Here is a 22,089-nt window from a genome sequence, read left to right as displayed (position 1 = left end):
CGACCCCCGCCCCACCTGCCCCGGCACCGGCTGCCGATGTGGCCGTGGCACCGCCGGTGGCGGTGGCGCCAGCCCCACCGGCAACGACGAGCTCTCCGAGCCCGCCGGTGGACTCGCCGTACACCTCCACACCGAAGGCGCTGGTGGAGCAGGCGGCTCCAACCCCTAAAGCTGCCACGGGACCCAAGGAGGTGGAAACCCAGGAGCGCCAGTTTACCGGCGAGCCCATCAGCTTGGAGCTTAAGGACGCGGACATTAAGGACGTGCTCCGCTCCTTTGCGAAGATCACCGGTCTCAACATTGTGGTGGATCCGGATGTTACCGGCTCGGTCACGGTGACTTTGGAGAACGTGCCGTGGGACCAGTGCCTGGACATCATCCTGCGCATCAACCGCTTGGATTACGTCATTGAAAACAACGTGCTGCGGGTAGCGCGAATGGAGCGGTTAACGCAGGAAAAGCAAGCCTTGGCTGCTTACCAGAAGCAAGCGGAAGCCGCCCGGCCCATGAAAACCGTTACGAAAGTGCTTTCGTACGCCCGGGCCGAGGACGTGAAGGCCATCCTCACCGCAGAGAAATTCATCGTTTCCGAGCGCGGTTCGGTGGTGGTGGATCCGCGTTCCAACATGCTTATCATTAGGGATCTGGCCGACCGCCTGGAGGGCATCCTCAACCTCATTGATGAGCTGGACCACCCCAACCCGCAGGTGCTCATTGAGGCGAGGATTGTGGAAACCAGCCGTCGCTTTAGTCGGGCACTGGGCCTTGCATGGGGATTCTCTGCCGTGGCCGACGCTGAGCATGGGACAACTACGGGCTGGCGTTTTCCCAACTCGGGTAGTGTTCAGGGCGGCGTCTTCGGCGATCCCGCCGCTGGCTTCACACGCGTTGGCGGGACAACCGGTTTTCTCTCGTTAGCGTTTGCGGATATCCTCAACGCCTTCAATCTCGATATTGTACTTTCCGCCGCAGAAAGTGATGGCTTGGTTAAGGTTATTTCCGCGCCCAAAGTAGTCGCCCAGGATAACCAGGGCGCCAAGATCGAAAGCGGAATCCAAATTCCAATTGCGCAAACCGTGACCCAGGGGAACGTGACGAGCACTACTGTTACCTTCAAAGATGCCACCATCAAACTGGAGGTTACCCCGCACATTACTGCCGAGGGGACAGTCCAGCTTGATGTGAAGCTGGATAAGACTGAAGTGCTGGAAGGTGTAAATGTCATAGCAATTGGCGCACAATTAGCCGGTGCACCGCTGTCCAAGCGCGTGGCCGAAACCAAGGTTCTTGTGCGGGACGGTGGCACGACGGTGATTGGTGGGGTGTACAAGATGAAGCAGGATCAACAGCGAAGTCAGGTTCCAGGTCTTGCCTCTATTCCAGTAGTTGGGAACCTTTTTAAGCGGCGCGAGGTGAAGGAAGATAACGACGAGCTGTTGATCTTCTTGACGCCGCGCATCGTGAAGTATTAGGGGGACGGCTATGACGAACGTAACCAAGAAACTCTCAGTTGTTCTGCTAGGGGGCGTAGCCTTTTTGGGCGGTTGTGCCGCCGGCAACCACTCCGCCGACGAGGAAGCGCCGGTGATTCTTACCGTCGAAGTGCGAGAGGGCCCGGCAGACATTGATATTTCCAACCGGCAGGATGTGGCGATTGGAAACATGCAGATCAAGTCGCAGGCCAAAGCCCCGGGAACAACGTTGGGGCCCCAGGACGATGTTGTCCTTACCGAGTGGGTCATCACCCCGGAGCGGATTGACGGCGGTACTGTGGCTTCGCCAGTTTGGCGAAATGTAGTCAGTGTTACCGTACCTGCTGGGGGCACGGCAAACTTACAAAACTACCGGATTTTCCCGGCGGAGTACTTTGACCAGCAGCCGCTGGTGCAGCTTTACCCGCAAAACGGGGGTTTCGACCGTGAAACCGGTAAGCGCAACATTCGTCAGCGTCTCAAGATTGCCATTTACGGCAAGACGGTGGCTGGCCGCCGGGTAACGTTGCGCTTCGATTGGGATTTGAACTTCTTTTATCAGAACTACTGAGGGAGGGGACTGGCATGATTAAGGTAGAAGCCTTTGTTGGTAGCTTAAGCTTGGCGGGGGTCTTGGTACTTACCGCCTGCAGCAAATCGGACAGCCCCACCGCTCCCAGGCCCTCCCCCACGCCTAGCGCCGCCACCCTGCAATTGGCAGTGGAGAGTAGCCCGGCATACGTGGGTGATGTACTTTCAGCACGGGCCCAGGTCACCGTGGGGGGTTCCGCCGTGGCCGACGGAAGCCCTGTCGCGTTTGCCCTCGGGCTCAATCAGTGTTTATTCGCTGAGAACGCTTCTCCAACGATTACCAAAACCACCGTTGCAGGTATTGCGCGTGTCACGTTCAGCTGTACGGCCGCCGGCGAGGTCGAGCTTTCTGCGCGTTACGGCTCTGCCAACGACACAAAGCGCTTTACGGTTCAATACAACCCTAACGCCATAGTTCCGGCTACCAGTGCCCCAAGCATTTTCCAGCTTGACCCCGCGGTAGGAAATGGAAAGGGGGGTGAGTACGTCACCATCGTTGGCGATGATTTGTGCTCCTACTACACCGCGTCGGGTAACTGCGTGCAGCCTGGGAAGGTTCAGTTCCAAATTGGGGCACCAGTCAACGCCACCCGTGATGCGCCGGTGGTGGCCGCCTCCGCGAACGGGGATCGTTTAATCGTTTTAACCCCGCAACCGTCCCCCAACCCCTTGACTCAGGATGCGATGGTCTCGGTGGTGGTCACTACCGTTGCCGGCTCGGCCACCGCTACCGACGCTTTCCGTTACAGCGCCCAGCAGCTGCCACCGCTGATCTATAGCCTCCAACCGAGCTCTGGTTCCGCTCGGGGAGGCGAAACGGTAACCATTTACGGCGCTAACTTCCAGGAGCCAGTGAAGGTGGAGTTTTCTCCGGGCGGAGTGGCGCAAGTGGTGGATGTGCCGCCGGGGGGTAACCAGATTACCGTCATTACTCCCCAAAACTCCGTTCCCATTGACGCCGACACTACGGCCAGCGTGACGGTGACTTCCCTTTTTGGCACCGGGAGGGACCAGACGGTTACGAAACCCAGTGCCTTCACGTTTAAGGCTGAGGTCACCACACCTGTCCTTTACGCTCTTTCGCCCAACGCCGGGCCCATCGAAGGGGGCACTCGGGTAACGATCTTTGGTACTGGCTTCCAGTACCCGGTGCAGGTGCTGTTTGGCGATCGGGAAGCGCAAGTGGTGTCCTCCAACTTCAACCAAATCGTGTGCATTGCGCCTTCCATTGCCCCCAGCCAGCCGGGAAGCCCGACGGTGGTGCAGGTGCAGGTGAAGAACATCCTTACCGGCAAGGTGTCGTCCAACACGCTGGCCTATCGTTACGGTGAGGCTATGTTTGTGTCCGGGATTACGCCCAACACCGGCTACATCCTGGGTTGGACGCCGGCGACCATTTACGGTCAGGGCTTTGTGGCACCGGTGCAGGTGTTGGTGGACCAGGGCGGCATCCAGGTGGAAGCCGAGGTGCTTTCGGTTTCGGGGACCTCGCTTCAAGTGAAGATTCCGCCCTATCGCGGGGTCATTGGGGACCAGTGCGCCCCCGTGACCGCTACGATCAAGGTCACGAACCTGGGTTCGAACCTGTCGGTGACGGGTCCCACCTTCACGTACCTGTGCAGCGGCGGGATTTCGGGGACCTAAGGGCGGTAGAGCATTGCATTGTTAACGGGTAGGGGCGCACGGCCGTGCGCCCCTACCTTTTGTGCTAGCGGTTTTTTGGGCTACACTTGACCCGTGACGCCGCAGGAGCGCATCGCTGAGTTGACCCGGGAGCTTGCCGCAAACCCCGCTTCCCGGCAGTTCTATCAGCTGGGGGAGCTTTTGCGCCGGGAGGGACAGCTCGACCAAGCCGTCACTGTCCTGCGCCAGGGGCTTTCCCATCACCCGCGGTACGTGGCAGCGTGGGTTTCGCTGGGTAGGGCGCTTTTGGACCTGCAGAAGCTTGCCGAGGCGCAGGCTGCCTTTCGCGAAGCGTTGGCGCTGGATCCTCAGAACCCCGTGGCTTGGCGGCTTTTGGGGGAGGCCCTGTTGGGCCTGGGGGAGCGTACGGAAGCTTTGCACGCCTTCCAGCAAGCTCTGACCTTGGTTCCCGGGGATGAGGTTTTGGAAGAGGCGGTAGCAAGCCTAAAAGCCGAGCTCAGCGTGCCGGCAGCAACGGCGGCACCCCCCCCGCCCCCAGCGGAGCCGCCTTTCGCCGAGCCCTTTGTTGAAAGCTTGGCTCCCCCACCTCCAGCCGGGGAGGACTTGTTCCCGGTGGAAACCCTGCCCCCGGCTGATTTGGAGGCCGATGCGGTTTTCGCGGTTCCACTGGAGCCCCCACCGCCGCCGGCGGACGATTTTCTGCTCGCACCCCCACTGCCCGCCGAAGAGCCGCCGTTGGCGTTGGAAGTGAGCCCCGAGGAGCACGCGGAACCCGGGATCGAGCCATTTGCGGCACCGGCAGCTCCAGCAGAGATCACGCCGGAGCCATCTGCACCCGCTGCGGCTCAGGAGTCGCTTGTACCGGAGCCGTCTCCACCGCCTGCAGCTGCGGAAGCGGTTCTGGCGGAGCCCGAGCCTTTGCCGGTGACAGGCGCTGGTCCTCTGCCTCAGCCGCCGGCTCCTGAGCTGCCCACGCTTCCCACCCTTGCCGATGCCCGGGCAGCCGTGAACCGCGGGGATTTGGCTGCCGCGGCGGAAATGCTTCGCCAGCTTCTTTCGGCCAATCCCGAGCATCAGGAGGCCGCCGACCTTTTGGCTTTGGTGGAGGACATGATGGAGCCTCTGCCCCCCGAGGAACCCAGGCTTTCCCCGCGGGAGAAGAAGATCGCGGCGTTGCAGCGTTTCTTGGCAAACGTTACACTGGCGCGGGAGCGACTGCGGGTATGAACTTCGGCGAGCTGGTTAAGCCCGTAACAGCGTGCCCCGGCCTTTTGGCTTTGGCCATTGCCGACCGCGAGGGCATTGCTGTGGAAAGCTGGGGGCCGGAAGCCGCGGAAGCGGAAGAGGTTGTGGCTGAGTACACGGGCTTTCTGCGGGAGCTCACCACCGCTAACCGCGAGCTGAAGCTGGGTGATTTGCACCAGGTGGTCATTGCCGGAAGCCAGCGGACCATCGTGGTGACGTTCATTACGTCCGATTATTATTTGTTTGCCGTGGTGGACAAGGACGGCAACCTCGGCAAGACCCGCTTTCAAAGCCGCGTAGCAGCCTGGCGGCTGCGTCCCGAGTTCACATAAGCGCGAGGGAGGACGATGTTCACTTTTGACGAGATTTGTCAGTTGATCCGTCTCGTGGCGGAAACCAGGGTAGGGGGTATAGAGCTGGAGAGGGATGGCGCGAAGCTGCGCATTGACGGGGTACAACCCGCCGCTGCGCCGACCATGGTGGGGGCGCCCCTGGTCTCCGAGCAGGCGGTGCAGGCCCTGAGGGCAGCCGTGACCCCGCCGCTGGCCGCGCCGGCACCCGCTGCGGCTGCTACACCCAGCGCGCCGCCAGCGGAAGACTCGGGGGAATCCGAGGACAACCTGCACTTTGTGACCTCGCCCATCGTGGGGACCTTCTACCGCGCCCCCAACCCCGAAGCCCCGCCCTATGTGCAGCCCGGTGACCGCGTGCGCAAGGGGCAGGTGCTGTGCATCGTTGAAGCCATGAAGCTCATGAACGAAATCGAGTCCGATGTGGACGGGGTGGTCGTCAGGATTTACCCCGAAAACGCCCAGCCGGTGGAGTTTGGAGAGCGCCTCTTCGCCATTCGGGTGGACTGAGGTTCCATGATCCGCAAGGTCCTCATTGCTAACCGCGGGGAAATTGCTGTGCGCATCATTGCCGCCTGCCGCGAGGCCGGCCTGGCCACGGTGGCGGTCCACTCGGAGGCCGACCGGGACTCCCTGCACGTGCGCCTCGCTGACGAGTCGGTGTGCATCGGCCCCCCCTACGCCAAGGAGTCCTACCTCAACATCACCGCCATCATCGCCGCTGCAGAAATTACCGGTGCCGATGCCATCCATCCCGGATACGGCTTTTTGGCGGAAAACGCCCACTTTGCTGAGGTGGTGCAGGAGTGCGGGCTCACCTGGATTGGGCCGCCGCCAAACGCCATCCGTCTTATGGGGGACAAGGCCGTGGCCCGAAAGACCGTGGCCGCGCGGGGGGTGCCGGTGGTTCCGGGCTCCCAGGAGCCCCTGGCCAGCCGCGAGGAAGCGGTGGAGCTGGCGCAAACCATTGGTTTTCCGGTAATCCTCAAAGCCTCTGCCGGCGGGGGCGGTAAGGGCATGCGGGTGGCCAACGATGCTCGCGAGCTGCGCCACGCCTTTGACACCGCTCGCCACGAAGCGGAGCGCGCCTTTGGGGTTGGCGACGTGTACCTGGAGAAGTACCTCACCCACCCGCGGCACATTGAAATCCAGGTCATGGCCGACCAGCACGGCAAGGTGGCAAGCCTGGGTGAGCGGGAGTGCTCGATTCAAAGGCGGCACCAGAAGCTCATCGAGGAGTCCCCTTCGCCGGTGATCACCCCGGAGCTGCGCAAGGCCATGGGCGATGCGGCCATTGCGGCCGCCAAGGCGGTGGGCTACGAAGGCGCCGGCACCGTGGAGTTCCTGTTCCAGGACGGGCAGTTTTACTTCATGGAAATGAACACCCGCATTCAGGTGGAGCACCCGGTCACCGAGCTGGTCACCGGGGTGGACCTGGTGCTGGAGCAGCTGCGGGTGGCCAGCGGCCAGCGGCTTTCCTTTTCCCGAAACCCAAAGCTTTCCGGCCACGCCATGGAGTTCCGCATCAACGCCGAAGACCCGGAAACCTTTGCCCCTTCCCCGGGGACCGTGAGCTTCTTGGCCCTCCCGGGAGGACCGGGGGTGCGGGTGGACACCCACCTCTACCGCGGCTATCGCGTCCCCCCGTACTACGACTCGCTTTTGGCCAAGCTCATCGTGTTTGGGCAGAACCGGGAGGAGGTGCTCCGCCGCGCCCGCAGGGCGCTTTCCATGTTCGTGGTGGAGGGGGTGAAGACCACCATCCCGCTTCACCTCAGGATCCTGGAAGACCGCGATTTCCGTGAGGGAAACCTGTCCACGCGCTTCATGGAGAGGTTTCTCGCTTCCCCTTGAGCACCGGTACCCGGGTTTTTCTGGTGGGGTTCATGGGTTGTGGCAAGACAACCACCGGCCAGGCCCTGGCCCGGCGCTTGGGCTGGGCTTTTGTAGACCTGGACACGCAGGTGGAGCAGGTCTTTGGGCTTTCGGTGCGGGACATCTTTGCCCAACACGGGGAGGCGGCCTTTCGCGAAGAAGAGGCCCGACAGCTTGTGGAAACCACCCGCCTGGAGCGGGTGGTGGTGGCCACCGGTGGCGGCACCTTTGTCCCCGAGGCGAACCGGGTCCTGGTGCAGAGGTCCGGCATTTCGGTGTTCTTGGACGTGCCCTGGGGGGAAATCCTGCGCCGGCTGCCCAACAAGTGGGAGGAGCGGCCGCTGTTCCGTTCCCCCGAACAAGCCCTGGAGCTCTACCGCCTGCGCTTGCCTTTTTACCGCTTGGCGGACTTCACCGTTCGCCCGCTGTTTGGGGAGGATGCGGAAGCTTTAGCGGGTAGAATAGCGTTGCTGCTTAGGGGCTTGCTGTGCGCTACGTAATTTTCTCGGATGTGCACGCCAACATCGAGGCCTTGGCTGCCGTGCTGGCACACGCTGCCCGCAAACGTAAAGACGCCTGGGTCTTTTTGGGTGATGCCGTGGGCTACGGCGCCGCCCCCAACCAGGTGGTGGAGCGGCTACGTCGCCTCAAGGGGAGGCTGGTGGCGGTGCGGGGGAACCACGACCGCGTGGTTCTGGATCCGGCCTCCGGCATTGAGTTCTTCAACGACCACGCCAAGCTCGCGGCGCGCTGGACCTCCATCGTTTTGCAGCCCGCCAACCGCCGTTGGTTGAACGCTGTGCCCGCCGGGCCGGTGTGGCTTGAGCCCAACATCGTGGCTTGTCACGGCGCCCCGCAGGACGAGGACACCTACATCTTTGCCGAAACTGATGCCATTGACGCCTTTGCTGCGGTCCCCCAGGCCTGGGTGGTTTTCTTTGGTCACTCCCATGTGCCGTGCGTGTGGGAGCTGCGGCAGGAGGGAACGCAAGCGAGCCTGGCCTTTGCCTGGCTTAAGGGCGGCGATCGCATTGAGCTTTTCCTTTCCCGCGACAGCCGTTACCTCATCAACGTGGGGGCTGTGGGGCAGCCCCGGGACCGGGATTGGCGGCCGGCTTACGGGCTGTTCGACTCGGAGCACGGCAAGCTCACGATTTACCGCGTGGTTTACGACGCTAACGCCGCGCGTAAGCGCATTCTGGATGCCGGCTTACCGCAGATTTTGGGGGACCGGCTGGTGCGGGGTTACTAGCAAAGAGGGAGGCACGCTGTGAGGCAAGGGCTGGCGGTGGTTTTTCTCGGTTTTGTGTCGAGCCTCGCTGCCGCAGGGGCGCAGGACGAACTGGCGGCGCGGCTGCTGCAGGTGGCGGAGACCAGGAGCTTCGACGCGGAAACAGTCCTGGCTGCCGCCGAAAGCCCGGAGGTGCGCTGGCGTCGGAGCGCTGCCAAGCTCGTGGGTCATTTCCGGCAGGAAAGCGCGGCGCGGGTGGCCCTGCAGCTTGCGCGGGACCCCAACCCTGAGGTGCGGGCGGAAGCGGTGGCCTCCCTGGGGCGACTGGCCCCCTGGCTTTCCCAACCCTCCTGGCAAACCCGGGTGCGAAAAGCCTTGACCACTGCCCTGGCGGATCCTGCACCGGCGGTTCGGGAGGCGGCGGCGTGGGCATGGGCGGCGGCGGGGGAGGCGGACAGCGTGCTTTTGTCGGCGGTAAGCCGGGAGCGGGAGCTTGCGGTGCGGGCGGCCATGCTCCGGGAGCTTTGGCGCACCTCGGGCAACCAGTGGCCAGCGGTAGCCCTGCGCTACACCCGGGCAGGGCAAGCCGAGCTGCGCTGGGCGGCGTTGTGGTCGCTCTCCCGCAAGGGCGGTGGGGAAGTGGAGGCGTCGCTGCCCGAGCTTCTCCGCGATCCCGAGCCGCAGGTGCGGCTTTTGGCCTGCGAAGCGGTGCGCCGGCACCGCCTTTCCGGCTTGGCATCCTCGGTGGTGGCGCTGCTCGCTGATTCCGAGGAGGGGGTGCGGGTGGCCGCCATGAACGCCCTGGCGGAGCTGGGCGAGGGGGCTTCCCAGGTGGTCACCGGCAAAGCCCTGCGCGAGCTTGACCAGCTCATCGCCCGGGAGGACCTGGAGCATCCACATCTGCGGGTGGCGGCGGTGCGCCTGGCGGGGGCTACCGGCTGCTGCCGGGAGGCGTTGCGATCCCTGGTGGAGGAAGGGGGTTGGGCCGGGGGTGAGGCTCTCTTGGCCCTGGCGCGGCAAGGGGTGAGGGAGGCGGTGGAGCAGGAGCTTGCGTCGCCCGACCCCTTTTTCCGTCGCTGGGCGGTGCTGGCCTTGCCCCACCATCCCAAGAACCAGGAGCTTGTGGTGAAGGCGTTGGCCGACCCTGAAGTGGCGGTGCGGCTGGCGACAGCCGAGGTGGCGGGAAAGCTGGGGGCTGCCGCGCTTTCGGCTGAGCTTACCAAGCTGCTTTCCGATCCTGACAGCGCCGTGCGCCTGCAGGCCGCCGAAAGCCTTTTTGCTTTGGGTCGTCCTCCCGATCCCACCATCCTGGTCAAGCTCCTGGAGCAGGAGCTCTCCGGGGCTGCCTCGGAAACCTCAGTAGATCTCGTGCGGCTTTTAGGAAAACCGCAAAACCTCACCCCCGAGGCTGCTTCGGCTTTGGAAAAGGCCCGCTACAGCCGCTTTCCGGCGGTAGCCCTGGCGGCCTGGGAGGAGCTTTTCCGCCACGGCCGGGTGCGGGCGTTTCCCACCGGTGCCGCCGGCAAGCCCCTTGCGGCCTATCGGGAGATTGCGGCTTTTGCTGCCAAGCCTCGCTACTGGGAGGTGGTGACCGTACGCGGCACCTTCACGGTAGCCCTGGACACCGAGGAAGCACCCATCACCACCTACAACCTTTGCCAGCTGGCGGAAAAGAAGTTCTTTGACAACCTGACCTTCCATCGGGTGGTGAGCAACTTCGTGGTGCAGGGGGGCGACCCCCGGGGGGACGGCTGGGGTGGGCCCGGCTTTTTCCTCCCCGATGAGCTTTCCCGCAAGCCGTTTGCTGCCGGCTCCGTGGGGATGGCGCTGGCCGGGCCCGACACCGGCGGATCGCAGTTTTTCGTGACCCTCACCGACCAACCCCACCTCACCGGCCGCTACCCGCGGGTTGGGACAGTGGCCTCCGGCTTCGAGGTGGTGCGCCGGTTGCAGATGGGCGACAGGATCCTGCGCATCCGCTGCGGGGAAGGGGCACCTCCGATTCCCGTCCCGGTTTGGTACGGCCCGCTTTCTGTGGAAAAGCTGGAGCGGGAAATCTCTGAGTTTCGCCAAAACCGCGAAAGCTACCAGCCCGACAGCCAATGGCTTTCCTGGCTTCGCAAGGCCACGTCGAAATACAACGTGGTGGTGGCCATGGGAACCTGGTGTTCGGATTCCCGGGAACAGGTCCCCAAGCTTTTGAAGATTCACGAGGTTTTGGGCCAGCAAAGCCCCTTTTCGCAAATCACCCTTTTGGGTGTGGATCGCGGCAAGAAGGTGGTTCCGCAAGCGTTGTTCCCCTTTGGCCCGGTGGAGCGGGTCCCCACGATGGTGGTGACCTTTGGCGGTGCAGAAGTGGGGAGGGTGGTGGAAACCCCGCTTTCTCCCACCTTGGAAGAAGACCTGGTGCGCATCCTGGCTCCCCTGGAAGGGTGGGAGCTGCCGGAAGAAGGGCACCACTGAGGAGGCCAAAGATGGCGCGCGTGGCGGTGACTTCCCCCCTTCCAGGTACGGCCCTGGAGCGGCTGGCCCAGGAGCACGAGGTGGTGATACGGAACGGGCCGCCGCTTTCCGGCTCGGAACTCGCGGATTTCGTGGGGGATGCGGAAGCGCTGATTTGCCTGTTGGCCGACCGGGTGACGGCTGAGCTTTTTGCCAGCGCGAGAAACCTCCAGGTGGTGGCGGTGTACGCGGTGGGGGTCAACAACGTGGACCTGCCCGCGGCGTTCCAGGCGGGGGTGTGGGTCACCAACACCCCGGATGTGCTCACCGATGCCACCGCCGATTTGACCATGGCCCTGCTCTTGGCGGTCACCCGCCGGGTGGTGGAGGGGGATCGTTTCGTGCGGGAGGGGCGCTTTACCGGCTGGACCCCCGATTTGCTTTTGGGAAGAGGCCTTGCGGGCAAGCTTCTGGGCATCGTGGGCTTTGGCCGCATTGGGCAGGCGGTGGCCCGGCGAGCGCAAGCCTTTGGCATGCGCGTGGCTTACCATTCCCGCCGGCCCCATCCCGAGGTGGGGCTCCCCGATTTGATTTTTGAGCCTCGCCTGGATGAGCTCTTAGCCCAGGCCGATGTGGTGTCGCTCCACTGCCCCCTCACCCCGGAAACCCGCCACCTCATAAACCGCGAAAGGCTTTTCCGCATGAAAAAGGGGGCGTTCCTGGTGAACGCGGCGCGGGGGGAAGTGGTGGACGAGGCGGCCCTGGTGGAGGCGTTGACCAGCGGTCATTTGGCCGGTGCCGGTTTGGACGTGTACGAGCACGAACCCCAAGTGCACCCGGGGCTTTTACGGCTTTCCAACGTGGTGCTGCTCCCGCATTTGGGCTCGGCCACCCGGGAAACACGGGAAGCCATGGCCGACCTGGTGGTGGACAACGTGCGGGCGGTGCTTGCGGGAAAGCCGCCGGTCACTCCGGTGGTGGGGCCGGGGCTTCCACCCGCACCTTGAGCACCCGGCGCGGGGTGGCTTCCAGCACGGTAAAGGTCAACCCGCGATGGGAAAAGGTGGCGCCCTTTTGGGGAACGCCGCCAGCCAGGGTCAGCAGCAACCCTCCCACCGAGCTCACCCTGGCGGAGGGCGCAAGCTGCAGGCCGGTGAGCCGCGACAAGCGCTCCAGGGGGAGCGAGCCGCTCACCACCCAAAGGCGGTCGCCCAGCTCCTGCACCATGGGCCCCTGCACGTCAAACTCGTCGCGGATATCGCCAACGATGGTTTCCAGCACGTCTTCCAGAGTGACGATGCCGGAAACCGCGCCGTACTCGTCAAAGCAAACCGCCAGGTGCAAGCGCCTCTCGCGCATTTGTGAAAGCACGTCCACCAGACGGGTGCTTTCGGTGACGCACAGGGGGGGCTTGAGGTACGCGGTCCAGGGCTTGCCTTCCTTTTGGCAGCGGAGCAGGTCGCGAGCGTGCAGCACCCCCACCACGTTGTCGTCCCGCTCGTGGTACACCGGGTAGCGGGAAAAGCCGGAGGCCAGCACGGTTTCCCGTACCTCTTCCAGCGTTAAGCTGTCGGCCAGCATGACCACATCGGGGCGAGGCACCTGCACGTCCCGCACCACCGCCCGCTCAATGGCCAAAACCGCTTCCACCATGCCCAGCTGCTGCTCCGAGAGGTAGCCCTCCTGATGGGAAAGGGAAAGCAAGAAGCGCACGTCGTCCAGGGTGGCGGCGGCCGGTGTGCCGTGCAGGGGCGTGCCGCGGATCCTGGCCACCAGCTGCGAAATGCCCAACAGTGGCCCGGTGAACGGGGTCAGCACCAGGTCGAAAAACGCCACCGGCACCACCGCCCACGAGGCGAAGCTCTCGGGGTCCACCCGCGCCAGCGTCTTTGGGGTCACCTCCCCGAAAACCAGAAGCGCCAGCGTCATGGTTCCCACCGCCAGCGCCAACCCCTGGTTGCCAAAGAGCCGCAAGGCGAGCTCGGTGGCCAGCGCGGAAATCCCCACGTTGGTGGCGTTGTTGAGCACCAGAAGCGTCACCAAAACCCGGTGGGGGCGCTGCCGCCAGCGCCGCCAGGCGGCCCGGGTAAGGCGGCCCTGGGACCGGGAGAAAACCTCCACCCGGGAAATGGGCAGGGCGGTTAGGGCCGTTTCAGAAGCTGAGCAAAAGGCGGAAAAAGCTAAGCCCAGAAGCAACAGCACCAGCGTCGCGGCCACACTCATGCCAGCCCATGGTAACAAAGCTAAGCCGACTCAGCAGCGACGAATGTCTGTGACCAAGCGATGCTTTTTGGCTTTCTTACACCCAGCCCCGCAGCTTCATGGCCTCCACTACCCGGCCAATGGCCACCATGTACGCGGCGTTGCGCATGTAAACCTTCTTGGCCACCGCGGTGTCCAACACTGCGTGGAACGCGGCGGTGAGCTTTTCATCCAGGCGCTTCAAAACCTCATCGCGGTGCCAGTAGAAGTTCATGTCGTTTTGCACCTGCTCGAAGTAGGAACAGGTGACACCACCGGCGTTGCAGAGGAAGTCGGGGATCACGAAGGTGCCGCGCTTCTTCAACACCTGGTCGGCTTCCGGCGTGGTGGGGCCGTTGGCGCCTTCGGCAATGATCTTCACTTTGGGGGAGATGGCCTCCACCGTTTCCCCGGTGATCACGCCTTCAATGGCGGCGGGGATGAGCACGTCCACCTCTTTGGAAAGCCAGGCGTTGGCGTCTTCGATGCGGTAACCGGCCGCTTGCGCTTTGGCCTTGTCAATGGTGCCGTACTGGTCGGTGATGGACTGCAGGAACTTCGGGTCAATGCCATCGTCTTTGGTGTAGGTGTAGGCCTTGCGGTCGTGGCGGTCCCAGCAGGAGACGCACACCACCGTACCGCCCAAGATTTCGATAAAGCCGATGGCCGCGTACTGAGCCACGTTGCCAAAGCCCTGGATGGCGGCTTTGGTGCCCTTGGGGTCAATCCCCAGGTGCTTCATGGCTTCCCGCACGGTGTAGATGACGCCGAAACCTGTGGCTTCGGTGCGGCCCAAAGAGCCGCCGGCTCCGAGGGGTTTGCCGGTGATGACGCCAGGCACGTACTCTCCCTTGAGCTTGGAGTACTCGTCCATCATCCACGCCATCATTTGCGGGTTGGTGCCCACATCGGGAGCAGGCACGTCCATGCGGGGGCCAATGTTCTTCCACATTTGCTGCACCCAGCCGCGGCACAGGCGCTCCTTTTCCCCGTCGGAAAGCGTAGAAGGATCCACCACCACCCCGCCCTTGCCGCCACCCAGGGGGATATCGGCCACCGCGCATTTCCAGGTCATCCAGGTAGCCAGGGCCCGCACGGTGTCCAGGGTTTCATTGGCGGCCCAGCGGATGCCCCCTTTGGCAGGGCCCCGGGCATCGTTGTGCTGCACCCGAAAACCGTCAAAAACCCTAACCGATCCATCATCCATGCGCACAGGAATGCGGAAGTGAAACTCGCGCAACGGGAAGCGCAGGATCGCGCGCACACCTTCGTCCAAACCCAGCTGGTCGGCAACCTCGTCAAACTGGCGTTGGGCCATCAGGAAGGGATTAAGTTCGCCCATGGGGAAGCTCCTTTCTGGGGTCACGTGTCCCGAGGCTTGGTCCTCGGGCCCCACGGCCATTGTAACGGTTTTCGTTTACTTTGCAACTGACTTTCACAAGGGCATTGAGAGTTACACTTTCCCCGTGCCGGTAGACGACTCGGTGCTGGTGGCGCAAGCCCAGGAGGGGGACGAACAGGCTTTTGGGGAGCTCGCCACCCGTTACGAGGGCAAGCTCCGCCTTTACGTGTGGCACATCGTGGGGGAGGAGGAAACCGCCCGGGATCTGGTGCAGGAGGCCTTCCTGAAAGCCTGGGCCAACCTGCACCGGTACGACCGTTCCTTTCGTTTTTCCACCTGGCTTTTCCGCATTGCCCACAATTTGGCCGTGGATACCCTGCGCCGGCGGCGGCACACCGATGTGCCCCTCACCACCGTGGATGAAGAGGGGGAAATGCGCGAGCTGCCCCTGCGGGACGCCCTGCGCTCGCCCCTGGAGCAACTGGCCAACAAGCAGTTGGCCAGGGCGCTGGAGGAAGAGATCGCCAAGCTGCCGGATTCGCTCCGGGAACTGGTGGTGCTCCGCCATTTCGTGGGTCTGGCCTATCAGGACATTGCCGAGCTTAAGGGGCTGCCCCTGGGCACGGTGAAGAACAAACTTTTTCGGGCCCACAGCGTACTTAGGGAAGCCCTGGCCCCGTTCTTGGGCCAGGTGGGAGGGCTGGAGTGAGCTGCGAGGAAGTTCAAACGTTGCTGGAAGAGGGCAGCCGCCAGGAGCAGGTCACAGCTCACGTGGCCCGCTGTGGGGTGTGCGCTGCCCACGCCGCCCTCCTGGAACAGCTTCGGGGCCTGGCTCCCCGGGAGGAACAACAGGCAAGAGGGTGGGTTTCCCGCCTTCCCCATCCTGGTTGGCTGTGGCGAAAGCCCCAAACCTACCTGCCTCTGGTCCTGGGCCTGGGTTCGCTGATCGCAGGGCTTTCCGCTCTGGGACGCGGGCTTCCCGGGCGTGAAGAGCTGGGGCTTCTGGCCCGTGCCTTTTGGGAGGTGACGGGGCTTTCGGTGGGTGAGGCTCTCCTGGCGGCCAGCCGCGCCGCCGCCAGCGTCTGGGGCTCCGGCCTGGCAATCGCCGCTGCGGGTTTGGGCTTGCTTGGTTTGTTGCTTCTGCGCTGGGTGGGGGTCAAGGTGCGGGCATGATTGCGGCTTTACTGCTCACCGCTGCTGTGCACGCCGTGGCGCCCACGGGGGCCGTGGTGGTGCGGGGTGAGGTGCCGCAGGTTCTGGTGGTGGCGGGGGATGTGCGGGTGGAGGGCCGGGTCACCGGCAACGTGGTGGTGGTGCTTGGGGACGTGGTGCTCAGCGAGCAAGGGCAGGTGGATGGCGACCTGGTGGTTTTGGGGGGGTCGCTGCAAAGCTCAGGAACGGTTCGGGGCAAGAGCTGGGTGGTGGGAGGTCAACCCCCGGAGGGGCTTTCGGCCCTGCCCTGGGTGTTGGTGCGGTTGGGGCTTTGGCTGGTGGTGAGCTTCCTGTTGGTGGCGCTTTTCCCGCGGGTGGTGCGGGGCGGTGCTGAGGTGCTGGCGGAAAGGCCGGTTTGGAGCGGGGTTTCCGGTTTGGGCTTGCTGCTCCTGTGGCTTTCGGTGGCGGTGCTGGTGGGGGCAAGCGTGGGCGGTGGGCTGGCGTTGATGCTATGGGCTTCGCTGGCGGTTGCCCTTCTGGCGGTTAAGGCGCTGGGGCTGGTGGCCCTGGCATGGGCCGTGGGGCGAAGGTTGCGGCTCTGGCTGCCTATGAGTTTGCGCGGGGAAATCCCCCGGACGGGGCTGGCCATGGCCGGGCTGGTTTTGCTTTCCGCTGTCCCCTGGGTGGGAATGCCTCTGTGGGTGGTGGCCAACGTCTTGGCCGTGGGTGGGGCCTGGCTTGGACTTCGAGCGCTTTGGCCGCTGGTGCAGCCCGCTCATCCTGCCTCCTCCCGTGTTTAGTCGGGCCTGCAGTGGCAAGCCTTTGCCGCAGGTTCCTGGCGTTTGACGGTTGTGCTAGCCCTTGCTATGCTTTAGCTTCCCCGGGGAGGGGGAAGTGTTGAGGATTGCCCTGGAGCTCGCGGACACGGAGCCGGTGGACTTTCGCCAAGAGCTTTCCTTGCCAGAGGGAGTGGGCGGTGAGGACGTTTTGGCCTGGGAGCCGGTGTATTTTGCCGGAAGGCTCAAAAAGAGCGGCTCAGGTTACGCGGTGGTCGGCACGGTGAGCGGCCGGGGGCACCTGCGTTGTGTCCGCTGCTTGGGGGAGTTTGAGTTTGCCTTTGAGGAGCGCTTTTCCGTGCAAATGTTGCCGCTGGCCTTAGCTCCCCAGGAGGAAGAGGTTCAGCTCACGAGGAAGGACCTGGACGTGCGCTTTTACTCCGAACCGGTCCTTGACCTCCTGGAGCTGGCCTGCGAACAGGTCGAGCTGGCCTTGCCGGTCAAGCCCCTGTGTCGTGAGGATTGCCTGGGCTTGTGCCCCCGCTGCGGCGCCGACCTAAACCAGGGCGCCTGTGGCTGCCCCCCTGAGGTGGACGAGCGGTGGCACAAGCTTTTGGATTTCCGCCCGGTTTCTTAAAAGCCGAGCAATAAAGGAGGAGAGTCTCATGCCTAACCCAAAACACCGTCATTCCAAGGCACGCCGGGATCGTCGGCGGGCCCATGATCACCTGGCGCAGCCGCCGCAGTCGCTATGCCCGCACTGCTTCCAACCCAAGCTGCCCCATCGCGTTTGCCCCCATTGCGGCATGTACGAAGGCCGGCAGGTGCTGAACGTTGAGGAGATTTAAGGTCAGCCTTCGGTGAAAAGGCTCCCCGTTGCCTTGGACGCCATGGGGGGCGATCACGCCCCGCAAGCCACCGTACAGGGTGCGGTTGAGGCCGCCCGCGAGTACGGCCTTGAGGTTTTCCTGGTGGGGAAGGAAAACCTCCTGCGCAAGGAGCTGGCGCGTTTTGGCACCGTCCGGGGGGTGCACGTGGTGGATGCCCCGGAAGTGGTGAGCATGGACGACCCGCCCATCGCGCCGGTACGGCAAAAGAAGGAGTCCTCCATGGCCGTGGCCCTGCGGCTGGTGCGGGACGGCCTGGCGGGAGCCTTCGTTTCCGCCGGCAACACCGGAGCGGCCATGGTGGCGGCCAAGCTCATCCTGGGGACGCTGGCGGGTGTGGATCGGCCGGCTCTGGCGGCCCCGGTGCCCAACATTTCGGGACAGACCCTGCTCATTGACGCCGGCGCCAACGTGGACTGCAAGCCCAGACACCTGCTGGAGTTCGCCGTCATGGGGCACTTTTACTCGCACTTGGTGTTTGGGATCCCCTCACCGCGGGTAGGGCTTTTGTCCAACGGTGAGGAGGAGGGCAAGGGGGACAAAGTGACCGTGGCCGCCTACGAGCTTTTGGCCGATGCCAAGCTGGGGTTTGTGGGCAACGTGGAGGGGCGGGACATTTTCGCCGGCACCGTGGACGTGGTGGCCTGCGACGGCTTTGTCGGCAACGTGGTCCTCAAGACCGCCGAGGGTTTGGGCGAGATGGTGGTGAGGCTATTGCGGCAGGAAGCCAAGCGCATGCCCATATCGGCGTTGGGCTTTCTTTTGGCCAAAGGGGCCCTTTCCAGCTTCAAAAAGCGCGTGGACTACGCTGAGTACGGTGGGGCGCCGCTTTTGGGGGTGCGGGGGGCGGTGCTCATCGGCCACGGGCGCTCCAACCCCAAGGCGATCCGCAGCGCCATCCGCTTTGCCCATCGCTTTGCAAGCTCAGGGGCGGTGGCAGCCATTGAAGAGCGGGTGAGCCGCCTGAACCACGAAGCCAACGGAGGGTAACCGGTGCACGATAACCACAGCCGCACGGCACGCATTGCAGGGCTGGGAACAGCGCTCCCGGCCAGGGTTTTAACCAACGCCGACTTTGAGCGCATGGTGGAAACCTCGGACGAGTGGATCGTGACCCGTACGGGCATCCGCGAGCGGCACGTGGTGGGGGAAGGGGAAAGCCTGGCCACCCTGGCGGTGGAGGCGGGGAAGAAAGCCATGGCCGATGCTGGAGTGGACCCTCAAGAGGTGGAGCTTTTGATCCTGGCTACCGCCACCCCGGAACAGCCCATCCCTGCCACCGCCGCCATCATTCAGCCGCAGCTGGGGGTCATGCGCGCCGCCTGCTTCGACCTTTCCGCGGCCTGTTCGGGCTTTTTGTACGCCCTGCAGGTGGCGCGGCAGTTCTTCTCCACGGGGGAGGTCAGCACCGCCCTGGTCATCGGCGCCGAAACCCTTTCCCGCTACACCGACTACACCGATCGGGCCACCTGCGTGCTGTTTGGCGATGGGGCCGGGGCGGTGGTGCTCAGGGCGGCGGACGCCGGCCAGGGCATCCTGCGCATGGCCTGGCATACCGACGGCAGCATGGCGGATTTCATCTGCATGCCTGGCGGCGGCAGCAGGTTCCCACCCAACGTCAAGGAGTACGTGGACGCCCGCTTGCCCTTCATCAAGATGCGGGGCAACGAAACCTTCAAGGTGGCGGTGCGTGCGCTGGCTGAAGTGTGCGATGAGGTGCTGCAGGCTGCCGGTATGACCGTCAACGACATTGACCTGCTGGTTCCCCACCAGGCCAACATCCGCATCATTGACGCGGTGGCTTCGCGGTTGGGGGTGCCGCCGGAAAAGGTGTTCGTCAACGTGGACAAGGTGGGCAACACCTCGGCGGCTTCCATCCCGCTGGCGTTGGCCGATGCCCGGGCCCAGGGGCGGCTGAAGCCCGGGGATCTGGTGCTCATGGCCGCCTTTGGCGGTGGCCTTACCTGGGCGGCCAGCCTGGTGCGTTGGTGAGGTGAGCGGTGGGCAAGGTGGCGCTTTTGTTTCCCGGTCAGGGCTCGCAAGCGGTGGGCATGGGTGCCGACCTTTACGAAAGGTACCCGGAAGCCCGGGAGGTTTTTACCCAGGCCGATGAGGCGCTGGGGGAAAAGCTCTCCGAGCTTTGCTTTTCCGGTCCGGAAGAGGTTCTGCGCCTGACCCGCAACACCCAGCCGGCCATTCTCACCGTTTCTTTGGCCATTTTTGCGGTGCTGGCCAAGAGAGGCTTCCGGTTTGACGGGGTGGCGGGCCACTCTTTGGGTGAATACTCCGCAGTAGGAGCAGCTGGCGGTGCGGGGGTTGCCGATTTGGTGCGGGTGGTGCGGCTGCGGGGGGAGCTCATGCAGCAAGCGGTGCCGGTGGGTGAAGGGGCCATGACGGCAGTGCTGGGCGCTTCCCGGGAGCTGGTGGAGGAAGCCTGCCGGCAAGCTTCCCAGGATGGCTCGGTGGTGGTGCCGGCCAACTTCAACGCCCCCGAGCAAACCGTCATTGCCGGGCACACCCAGGCCGTGGCCCGGGCGGAAGCCTGGCTTTCCCAGCAAGGGGTGCGCAAGCTGGTGCGCTTGCCGGTTTCGGCCCCCTTCCACTCCCCGCTCATGGCACCGGCCCGGGAAGGGCTCAAACCGGCGCTGGAAGCCCTTCGGCTTACGGACCTTTCCGTGCCCCTTTACAACAACGTGGACGCCCGGCCGGTGCAGGCGGCAGCCGAGGTGCGGGACGGGCTCGTTCGCCAGGTGGATGCTCCGGTGCGGTGGGTGGAGCTTGTTTCCCGCATGGTGTTCGACGGTTTCGACACCTTTTACGAGGTGGGGCCCGGCAACGTGCTCTCCGGCTTGGTGCGCCGCATTGCTCCAAGCGTCAAAACCGTGCCGGTGGGCAAGGTGGAGCAGGTTGAAAGCCTTTTCTAAAAGGGGGTCAGCATGAGCGGTGAGCTTTCCGGCAAGGTGGCGTTGGTCACCGGAGCCAGTCAGGGCATTGGCGAAGCCTGCGCCTGGGCTTTGGCCCGGGCGGGAGCTACGGTGGTATGCACCTCCCGCAGGCTTTCGGCAGTGGAAGCGGTGGCGGCCCGCATCGTTGAGCAAGGGGGAACGGCGGTGGCGCGGGCGTTGGACGTGACCAACCCGGAGGAAGCCGCGGCGGTGGTGGAGGAGGTGGCCCGCACCTTGGGGGGGCTGCACATCCTGGTCAACAACGCCGGCGTCACCGACGACCAGCTCTTTGTGCGCATGAAGCCGGACTCCTGGCGCAAGGTTATGGCCACCAACTTGGACGGGGTATTCCACGTCACCAGCCCTGCTGCCCGCATCATGCTCAAGCAAAAGGAGGGGCGCATCATCACCATCACCTCGGTGGTGGGGCTCATGGGCAACCCCGGACAGGCCAACTACGCTGCGGCCAAGGCGGGGCTGGTGGGCTTTACCAAAGCCCTGGCGCGGGAGCTGGGTTCCCGCAACATCACGGTGAACGCCGTAGCGCCGGGCTACATCCAGACCTCCATGACCGAAAGCCTGACGGAGGAGCAACGCCAGCGCTTGCTGGCTACCCTGGCGATCCCGCGCTTGGGAACCCCCGAGGACGTGGCGGCGGTGGTGGTGTTTTTGGCGGGGCCCGGCGCTTCCTACATCACCGGCGAAGTCATCAACGTTTCCGGCGGGCTGTACATGTAAAGACCGCAGCGCCCGGGGTTTGCCCCGGGCGCCGGGCGAAAGGAGGAGGTCAAGGCTCACCCCGTTGTACGGGGGGCGAGCTTCCCGCGTTGGGTCATGCCTGAGCTTCCGGAAGTGGAAACCGTCCGCCGCGCCCTGGCCCAGCATCTCTGTGGGCAGGAGGTTACCGCCGTCCAAGTGCTCAACCCTCGCCTGCGCATGGCGGTGGATGCCCGGGCGCTGGCGGGGCTTGTAGGTTTGCCATTGCAGGCAGTAAACCGTCGGGGCAAGTACCTTTTGCTGCTTTTTTCTGGGCGCATTTTGGTTTGCCATTTGGGCATGAGCGGCCGCTTTTCCTTGAGTCTTCCCGGCGAGGAGCTGCCCGCTCATACCCACGTGGTTTTTGCTTTTACCTCGCGGCAAAGGCTTGTGTACGTGGATCCCCGGCGTTTTGGCTTGCTTTTGTTGGTGGATCGCGAAGAGCTCATACCCTTTTTCCCCTTGGGACCCGAACCCACCGATGTCAGCGCCGTGGAGCAGCAGCTTTTGGTGGCAAAAAAGCGCAGCAAAAGCCCGGTGCGCAACGTGCTTCTCGATCAAAAAATCATCGCCGGTGTGGGCAACATTTACGCCAACGAAGCGCTTTTTGCCGCCGGTATTCGTCCGCAAACACCCATGGGGCGGCTTACCAGAAAGCAAATTTCAGCGCTTTCGGTAGCGCTCCGCCAGGTGATCGAACGGGCCATTGCCGCTGGCGGCACCACCTTAAAGGACGGCAGCTTCCGCAACGCCCTGGGAGACCCCGGCTATTTTGCCGTGGATTTGGCGGTTTACGACCGCGAAGGCCAGCCTTGCGTGCGCTGCGGGAAGGGTATCCGCCGGCTGGTGCTCACCGGCCGGAGCGCCTACTTTTGCCCCTCCTGCCAGCATTAGGCCGGGCTTTCGCTCTTGCGCGGCCGGCCCCGCCGCTTGGGTGCCGGTGCGGCGGCTTCAGCACTGGCGGCCTTGGGAGGACGGCCCCGTCGCTTGGGGGCGGAAGCGGGGGTTTCGCTGGCTGCTTGCTTGGGGGGGCGTCCCCGCCGTTTGGGGGCAGCGGGAGCGGCAGCTGCCGACTTACGAGGCCGCCCACGGCGAGCAGGGGCCGCTTCGGCCGCGGCCTTGCGCGGCCGTCCCCGGCGA

The 22,089-nt window shown here is 64.2% G+C and carries 23 protein-coding genes and 1 pseudogene; 21 read left to right on the top strand and 3 right to left on the bottom strand.

The window, feature by feature from the left end:
• The first annotated feature begins 143 nt into the window (after positions 1-143).
• The 11 genes from EG19_RS14200 to EG19_RS11025 all read left to right on the top strand — a co-directional run bounded on the left by EG19_RS14200 (position 144) and on the right by EG19_RS11025 (position 11,857).
• Positions 144-1,472 (top strand): type IV pilus secretin PilQ, encoded by a 1,329-nt coding sequence (locus EG19_RS14200; protein WP_235208735.1) that lies wholly within the window; start codon positions 144-146, stop codon positions 1,470-1,472.
• Positions 1,473-1,482: 10 nt separating this feature from the next.
• Entirely contained in the window at positions 1,483-2,043 is a 561-nt protein-coding gene (locus EG19_RS11070) for a hypothetical protein (RefSeq protein ID WP_152544047.1), read from the top strand.
• 704 nt (positions 2,044-2,747) lie between these two features.
• A complete protein-coding gene (locus tag EG19_RS13775; RefSeq protein WP_161685588.1) occupies positions 2,748-3,707 on the top strand; it encodes an IPT/TIG domain-containing protein in 960 nt (319 codons plus the stop codon).
• Positions 3,708-3,800: 93 nt separating this feature from the next.
• Positions 3,801-4,934, top strand: a complete 1,134-nt coding sequence (locus EG19_RS11060; RefSeq protein WP_038050371.1) for a tetratricopeptide repeat protein — start codon at positions 3,801-3,803, stop codon at positions 4,932-4,934.
• Positions 4,931-5,284, top strand: coding sequence for a roadblock/LC7 domain-containing protein (locus EG19_RS11055; RefSeq protein WP_038050369.1), 354 nt, complete (start codon positions 4,931-4,933; stop codon positions 5,282-5,284). Before EG19_RS11060 ends, EG19_RS11055 begins: the two co-directional genes overlap by 4 nt.
• A 15-nt stretch (positions 5,285-5,299) precedes the next feature.
• Positions 5,300-5,812, top strand: a complete 513-nt coding sequence (accB, locus tag EG19_RS11050) for an acetyl-CoA carboxylase biotin carboxyl carrier protein (RefSeq protein WP_038050368.1) — start codon at positions 5,300-5,302, stop codon at positions 5,810-5,812.
• Between the two features lie 6 nt (positions 5,813-5,818).
• Positions 5,819-7,156 carry an acetyl-CoA carboxylase biotin carboxylase subunit gene (gene accC, locus EG19_RS11045; RefSeq protein WP_038050367.1) on the top strand — a complete coding sequence of 446 codons (1,338 nt, stop codon included), beginning with the start codon at positions 5,819-5,821 and terminating at the stop codon, positions 7,154-7,156.
• Positions 7,153-7,677 carry a shikimate kinase gene (locus EG19_RS11040; RefSeq protein WP_053335249.1) on the top strand — a complete coding sequence of 175 codons (525 nt, stop codon included), beginning with the start codon at positions 7,153-7,155 and terminating at the stop codon, positions 7,675-7,677. Before accC ends, EG19_RS11040 begins: the two co-directional genes overlap by 4 nt.
• Positions 7,665-8,429, top strand: a complete 765-nt coding sequence (locus tag EG19_RS11035; RefSeq protein ID WP_038050366.1) for a metallophosphoesterase family protein — start codon at positions 7,665-7,667, stop codon at positions 8,427-8,429. The genes EG19_RS11040 and EG19_RS11035 overlap by 13 nt, the downstream gene beginning before the upstream one ends.
• An 18-nt stretch (positions 8,430-8,447) precedes the next feature.
• A complete protein-coding gene (locus EG19_RS13240) occupies positions 8,448-10,871 on the top strand; it encodes a peptidylprolyl isomerase (protein WP_081800137.1) in 2,424 nt (807 codons plus the stop codon).
• 11 nt (positions 10,872-10,882) lie between these two features.
• Positions 10,883-11,857, top strand: coding sequence for a 2-hydroxyacid dehydrogenase (locus EG19_RS11025; protein WP_038050365.1), 975 nt, complete (start codon positions 10,883-10,885; stop codon positions 11,855-11,857).
• On the opposite strand, the gene EG19_RS11020 is transcribed toward EG19_RS11025, so the two are convergent.
• Together EG19_RS11020 and EG19_RS11015 are read right to left on the bottom strand one after the other, a co-directional pair.
• Complete coding sequence (locus EG19_RS11020; protein ID WP_081800136.1) at positions 11,817-13,073, bottom strand: hemolysin family protein; 1,257 nt, start codon at positions 13,071-13,073, stop codon at positions 11,817-11,819. The genes EG19_RS11025 and EG19_RS11020 overlap by 41 nt on opposite strands.
• Positions 13,074-13,149: 76 nt before the next feature.
• Positions 13,150-14,433, bottom strand: coding sequence for a Glu/Leu/Phe/Val family dehydrogenase (locus EG19_RS11015; RefSeq protein WP_038050363.1), 1,284 nt, complete (start codon positions 14,431-14,433; stop codon positions 13,150-13,152).
• Between the two features lie 124 nt (positions 14,434-14,557).
• On the opposite strand from EG19_RS11015, the gene EG19_RS11010 reads away from it, so the two are divergent.
• The 10 genes from EG19_RS11010 to mutM all read left to right on the top strand — a co-directional run bounded on the left by EG19_RS11010 (position 14,558) and on the right by mutM (position 21,843).
• Positions 14,558-15,142: an RNA polymerase sigma factor gene (locus tag EG19_RS11010; protein WP_161685585.1), complete on the top strand. Its 585-nt coding sequence runs from the start codon at positions 14,558-14,560 to the stop codon at positions 15,140-15,142.
• Positions 15,139-15,606, top strand: a complete 468-nt coding sequence (locus EG19_RS11005) for a hypothetical protein (RefSeq protein ID WP_038050362.1) — start codon at positions 15,139-15,141, stop codon at positions 15,604-15,606. The genes EG19_RS11010 and EG19_RS11005 overlap by 4 nt, the downstream gene beginning before the upstream one ends.
• Entirely contained in the window at positions 15,603-16,385 is a 783-nt protein-coding gene (locus EG19_RS11000) for a hypothetical protein (RefSeq protein WP_038050360.1), read from the top strand. Before EG19_RS11005 ends, EG19_RS11000 begins: the two co-directional genes overlap by 4 nt.
• A 94-nt stretch (positions 16,386-16,479) precedes the next feature.
• On the top strand, positions 16,480-16,998 hold the full coding sequence (locus tag EG19_RS12910) for a YceD family protein (protein WP_053335247.1): 519 nt from the start codon (positions 16,480-16,482) through the stop codon (positions 16,996-16,998).
• 28 nt (positions 16,999-17,026) lie between these two features.
• On the top strand, positions 17,027-17,209 hold the full coding sequence (gene rpmF, locus EG19_RS13235; protein WP_081800134.1) for a 50S ribosomal protein L32: 183 nt from the start codon (positions 17,027-17,029) through the stop codon (positions 17,207-17,209).
• A gap of 12 nt (positions 17,210-17,221) precedes the next feature.
• Entirely contained in the window at positions 17,222-18,238 is a 1,017-nt protein-coding gene (plsX, locus tag EG19_RS10990; protein ID WP_200867154.1) for a phosphate acyltransferase PlsX, read from the top strand.
• A 3-nt stretch (positions 18,239-18,241) separates the two neighbouring features.
• Positions 18,242-19,240, top strand: a complete 999-nt coding sequence (locus EG19_RS10985; RefSeq protein ID WP_038050359.1) for a beta-ketoacyl-ACP synthase III — start codon at positions 18,242-18,244, stop codon at positions 19,238-19,240.
• Between the two features lie 8 nt (positions 19,241-19,248).
• Positions 19,249-20,172 carry an ACP S-malonyltransferase gene (gene fabD / locus EG19_RS10980; RefSeq protein WP_038050358.1) on the top strand — a complete coding sequence of 308 codons (924 nt, stop codon included), beginning with the start codon at positions 19,249-19,251 and terminating at the stop codon, positions 20,170-20,172.
• Positions 20,173-20,184: 12 nt separating this feature from the next.
• Positions 20,185-20,931 (top strand): 3-oxoacyl-[acyl-carrier-protein] reductase, encoded by a 747-nt coding sequence (fabG, locus tag EG19_RS10975; RefSeq protein WP_038050357.1) that lies wholly within the window; start codon positions 20,185-20,187, stop codon positions 20,929-20,931.
• A gap of 96 nt (positions 20,932-21,027) precedes the next feature.
• Positions 21,028-21,843, top strand: a complete 816-nt coding sequence (gene mutM / locus EG19_RS10970) for a bifunctional DNA-formamidopyrimidine glycosylase/DNA-(apurinic or apyrimidinic site) lyase (RefSeq protein ID WP_038050356.1) — start codon at positions 21,028-21,030, stop codon at positions 21,841-21,843.
• Here mutM and EG19_RS14195 read toward each other — a convergent pair.
• A pseudogene (locus EG19_RS14195) lies at positions 21,840-22,089 on the bottom strand (CarD family transcriptional regulator); the annotation flags it as partial. The gene mutM and the pseudogene EG19_RS14195 overlap by 4 nt on opposite strands.

The sequence above is a fragment of the Thermoanaerobaculum aquaticum genome, from assembly GCF_000687145.1.
In the GTDB taxonomy this organism is placed as follows: domain Bacteria; phylum Acidobacteriota; class Thermoanaerobaculia; order Thermoanaerobaculales; family Thermoanaerobaculaceae; genus Thermoanaerobaculum; species Thermoanaerobaculum aquaticum.
Note: the sequence above shows the minus strand (reverse complement) of the source record. Positions and strands in the feature narration are given on the sequence as shown.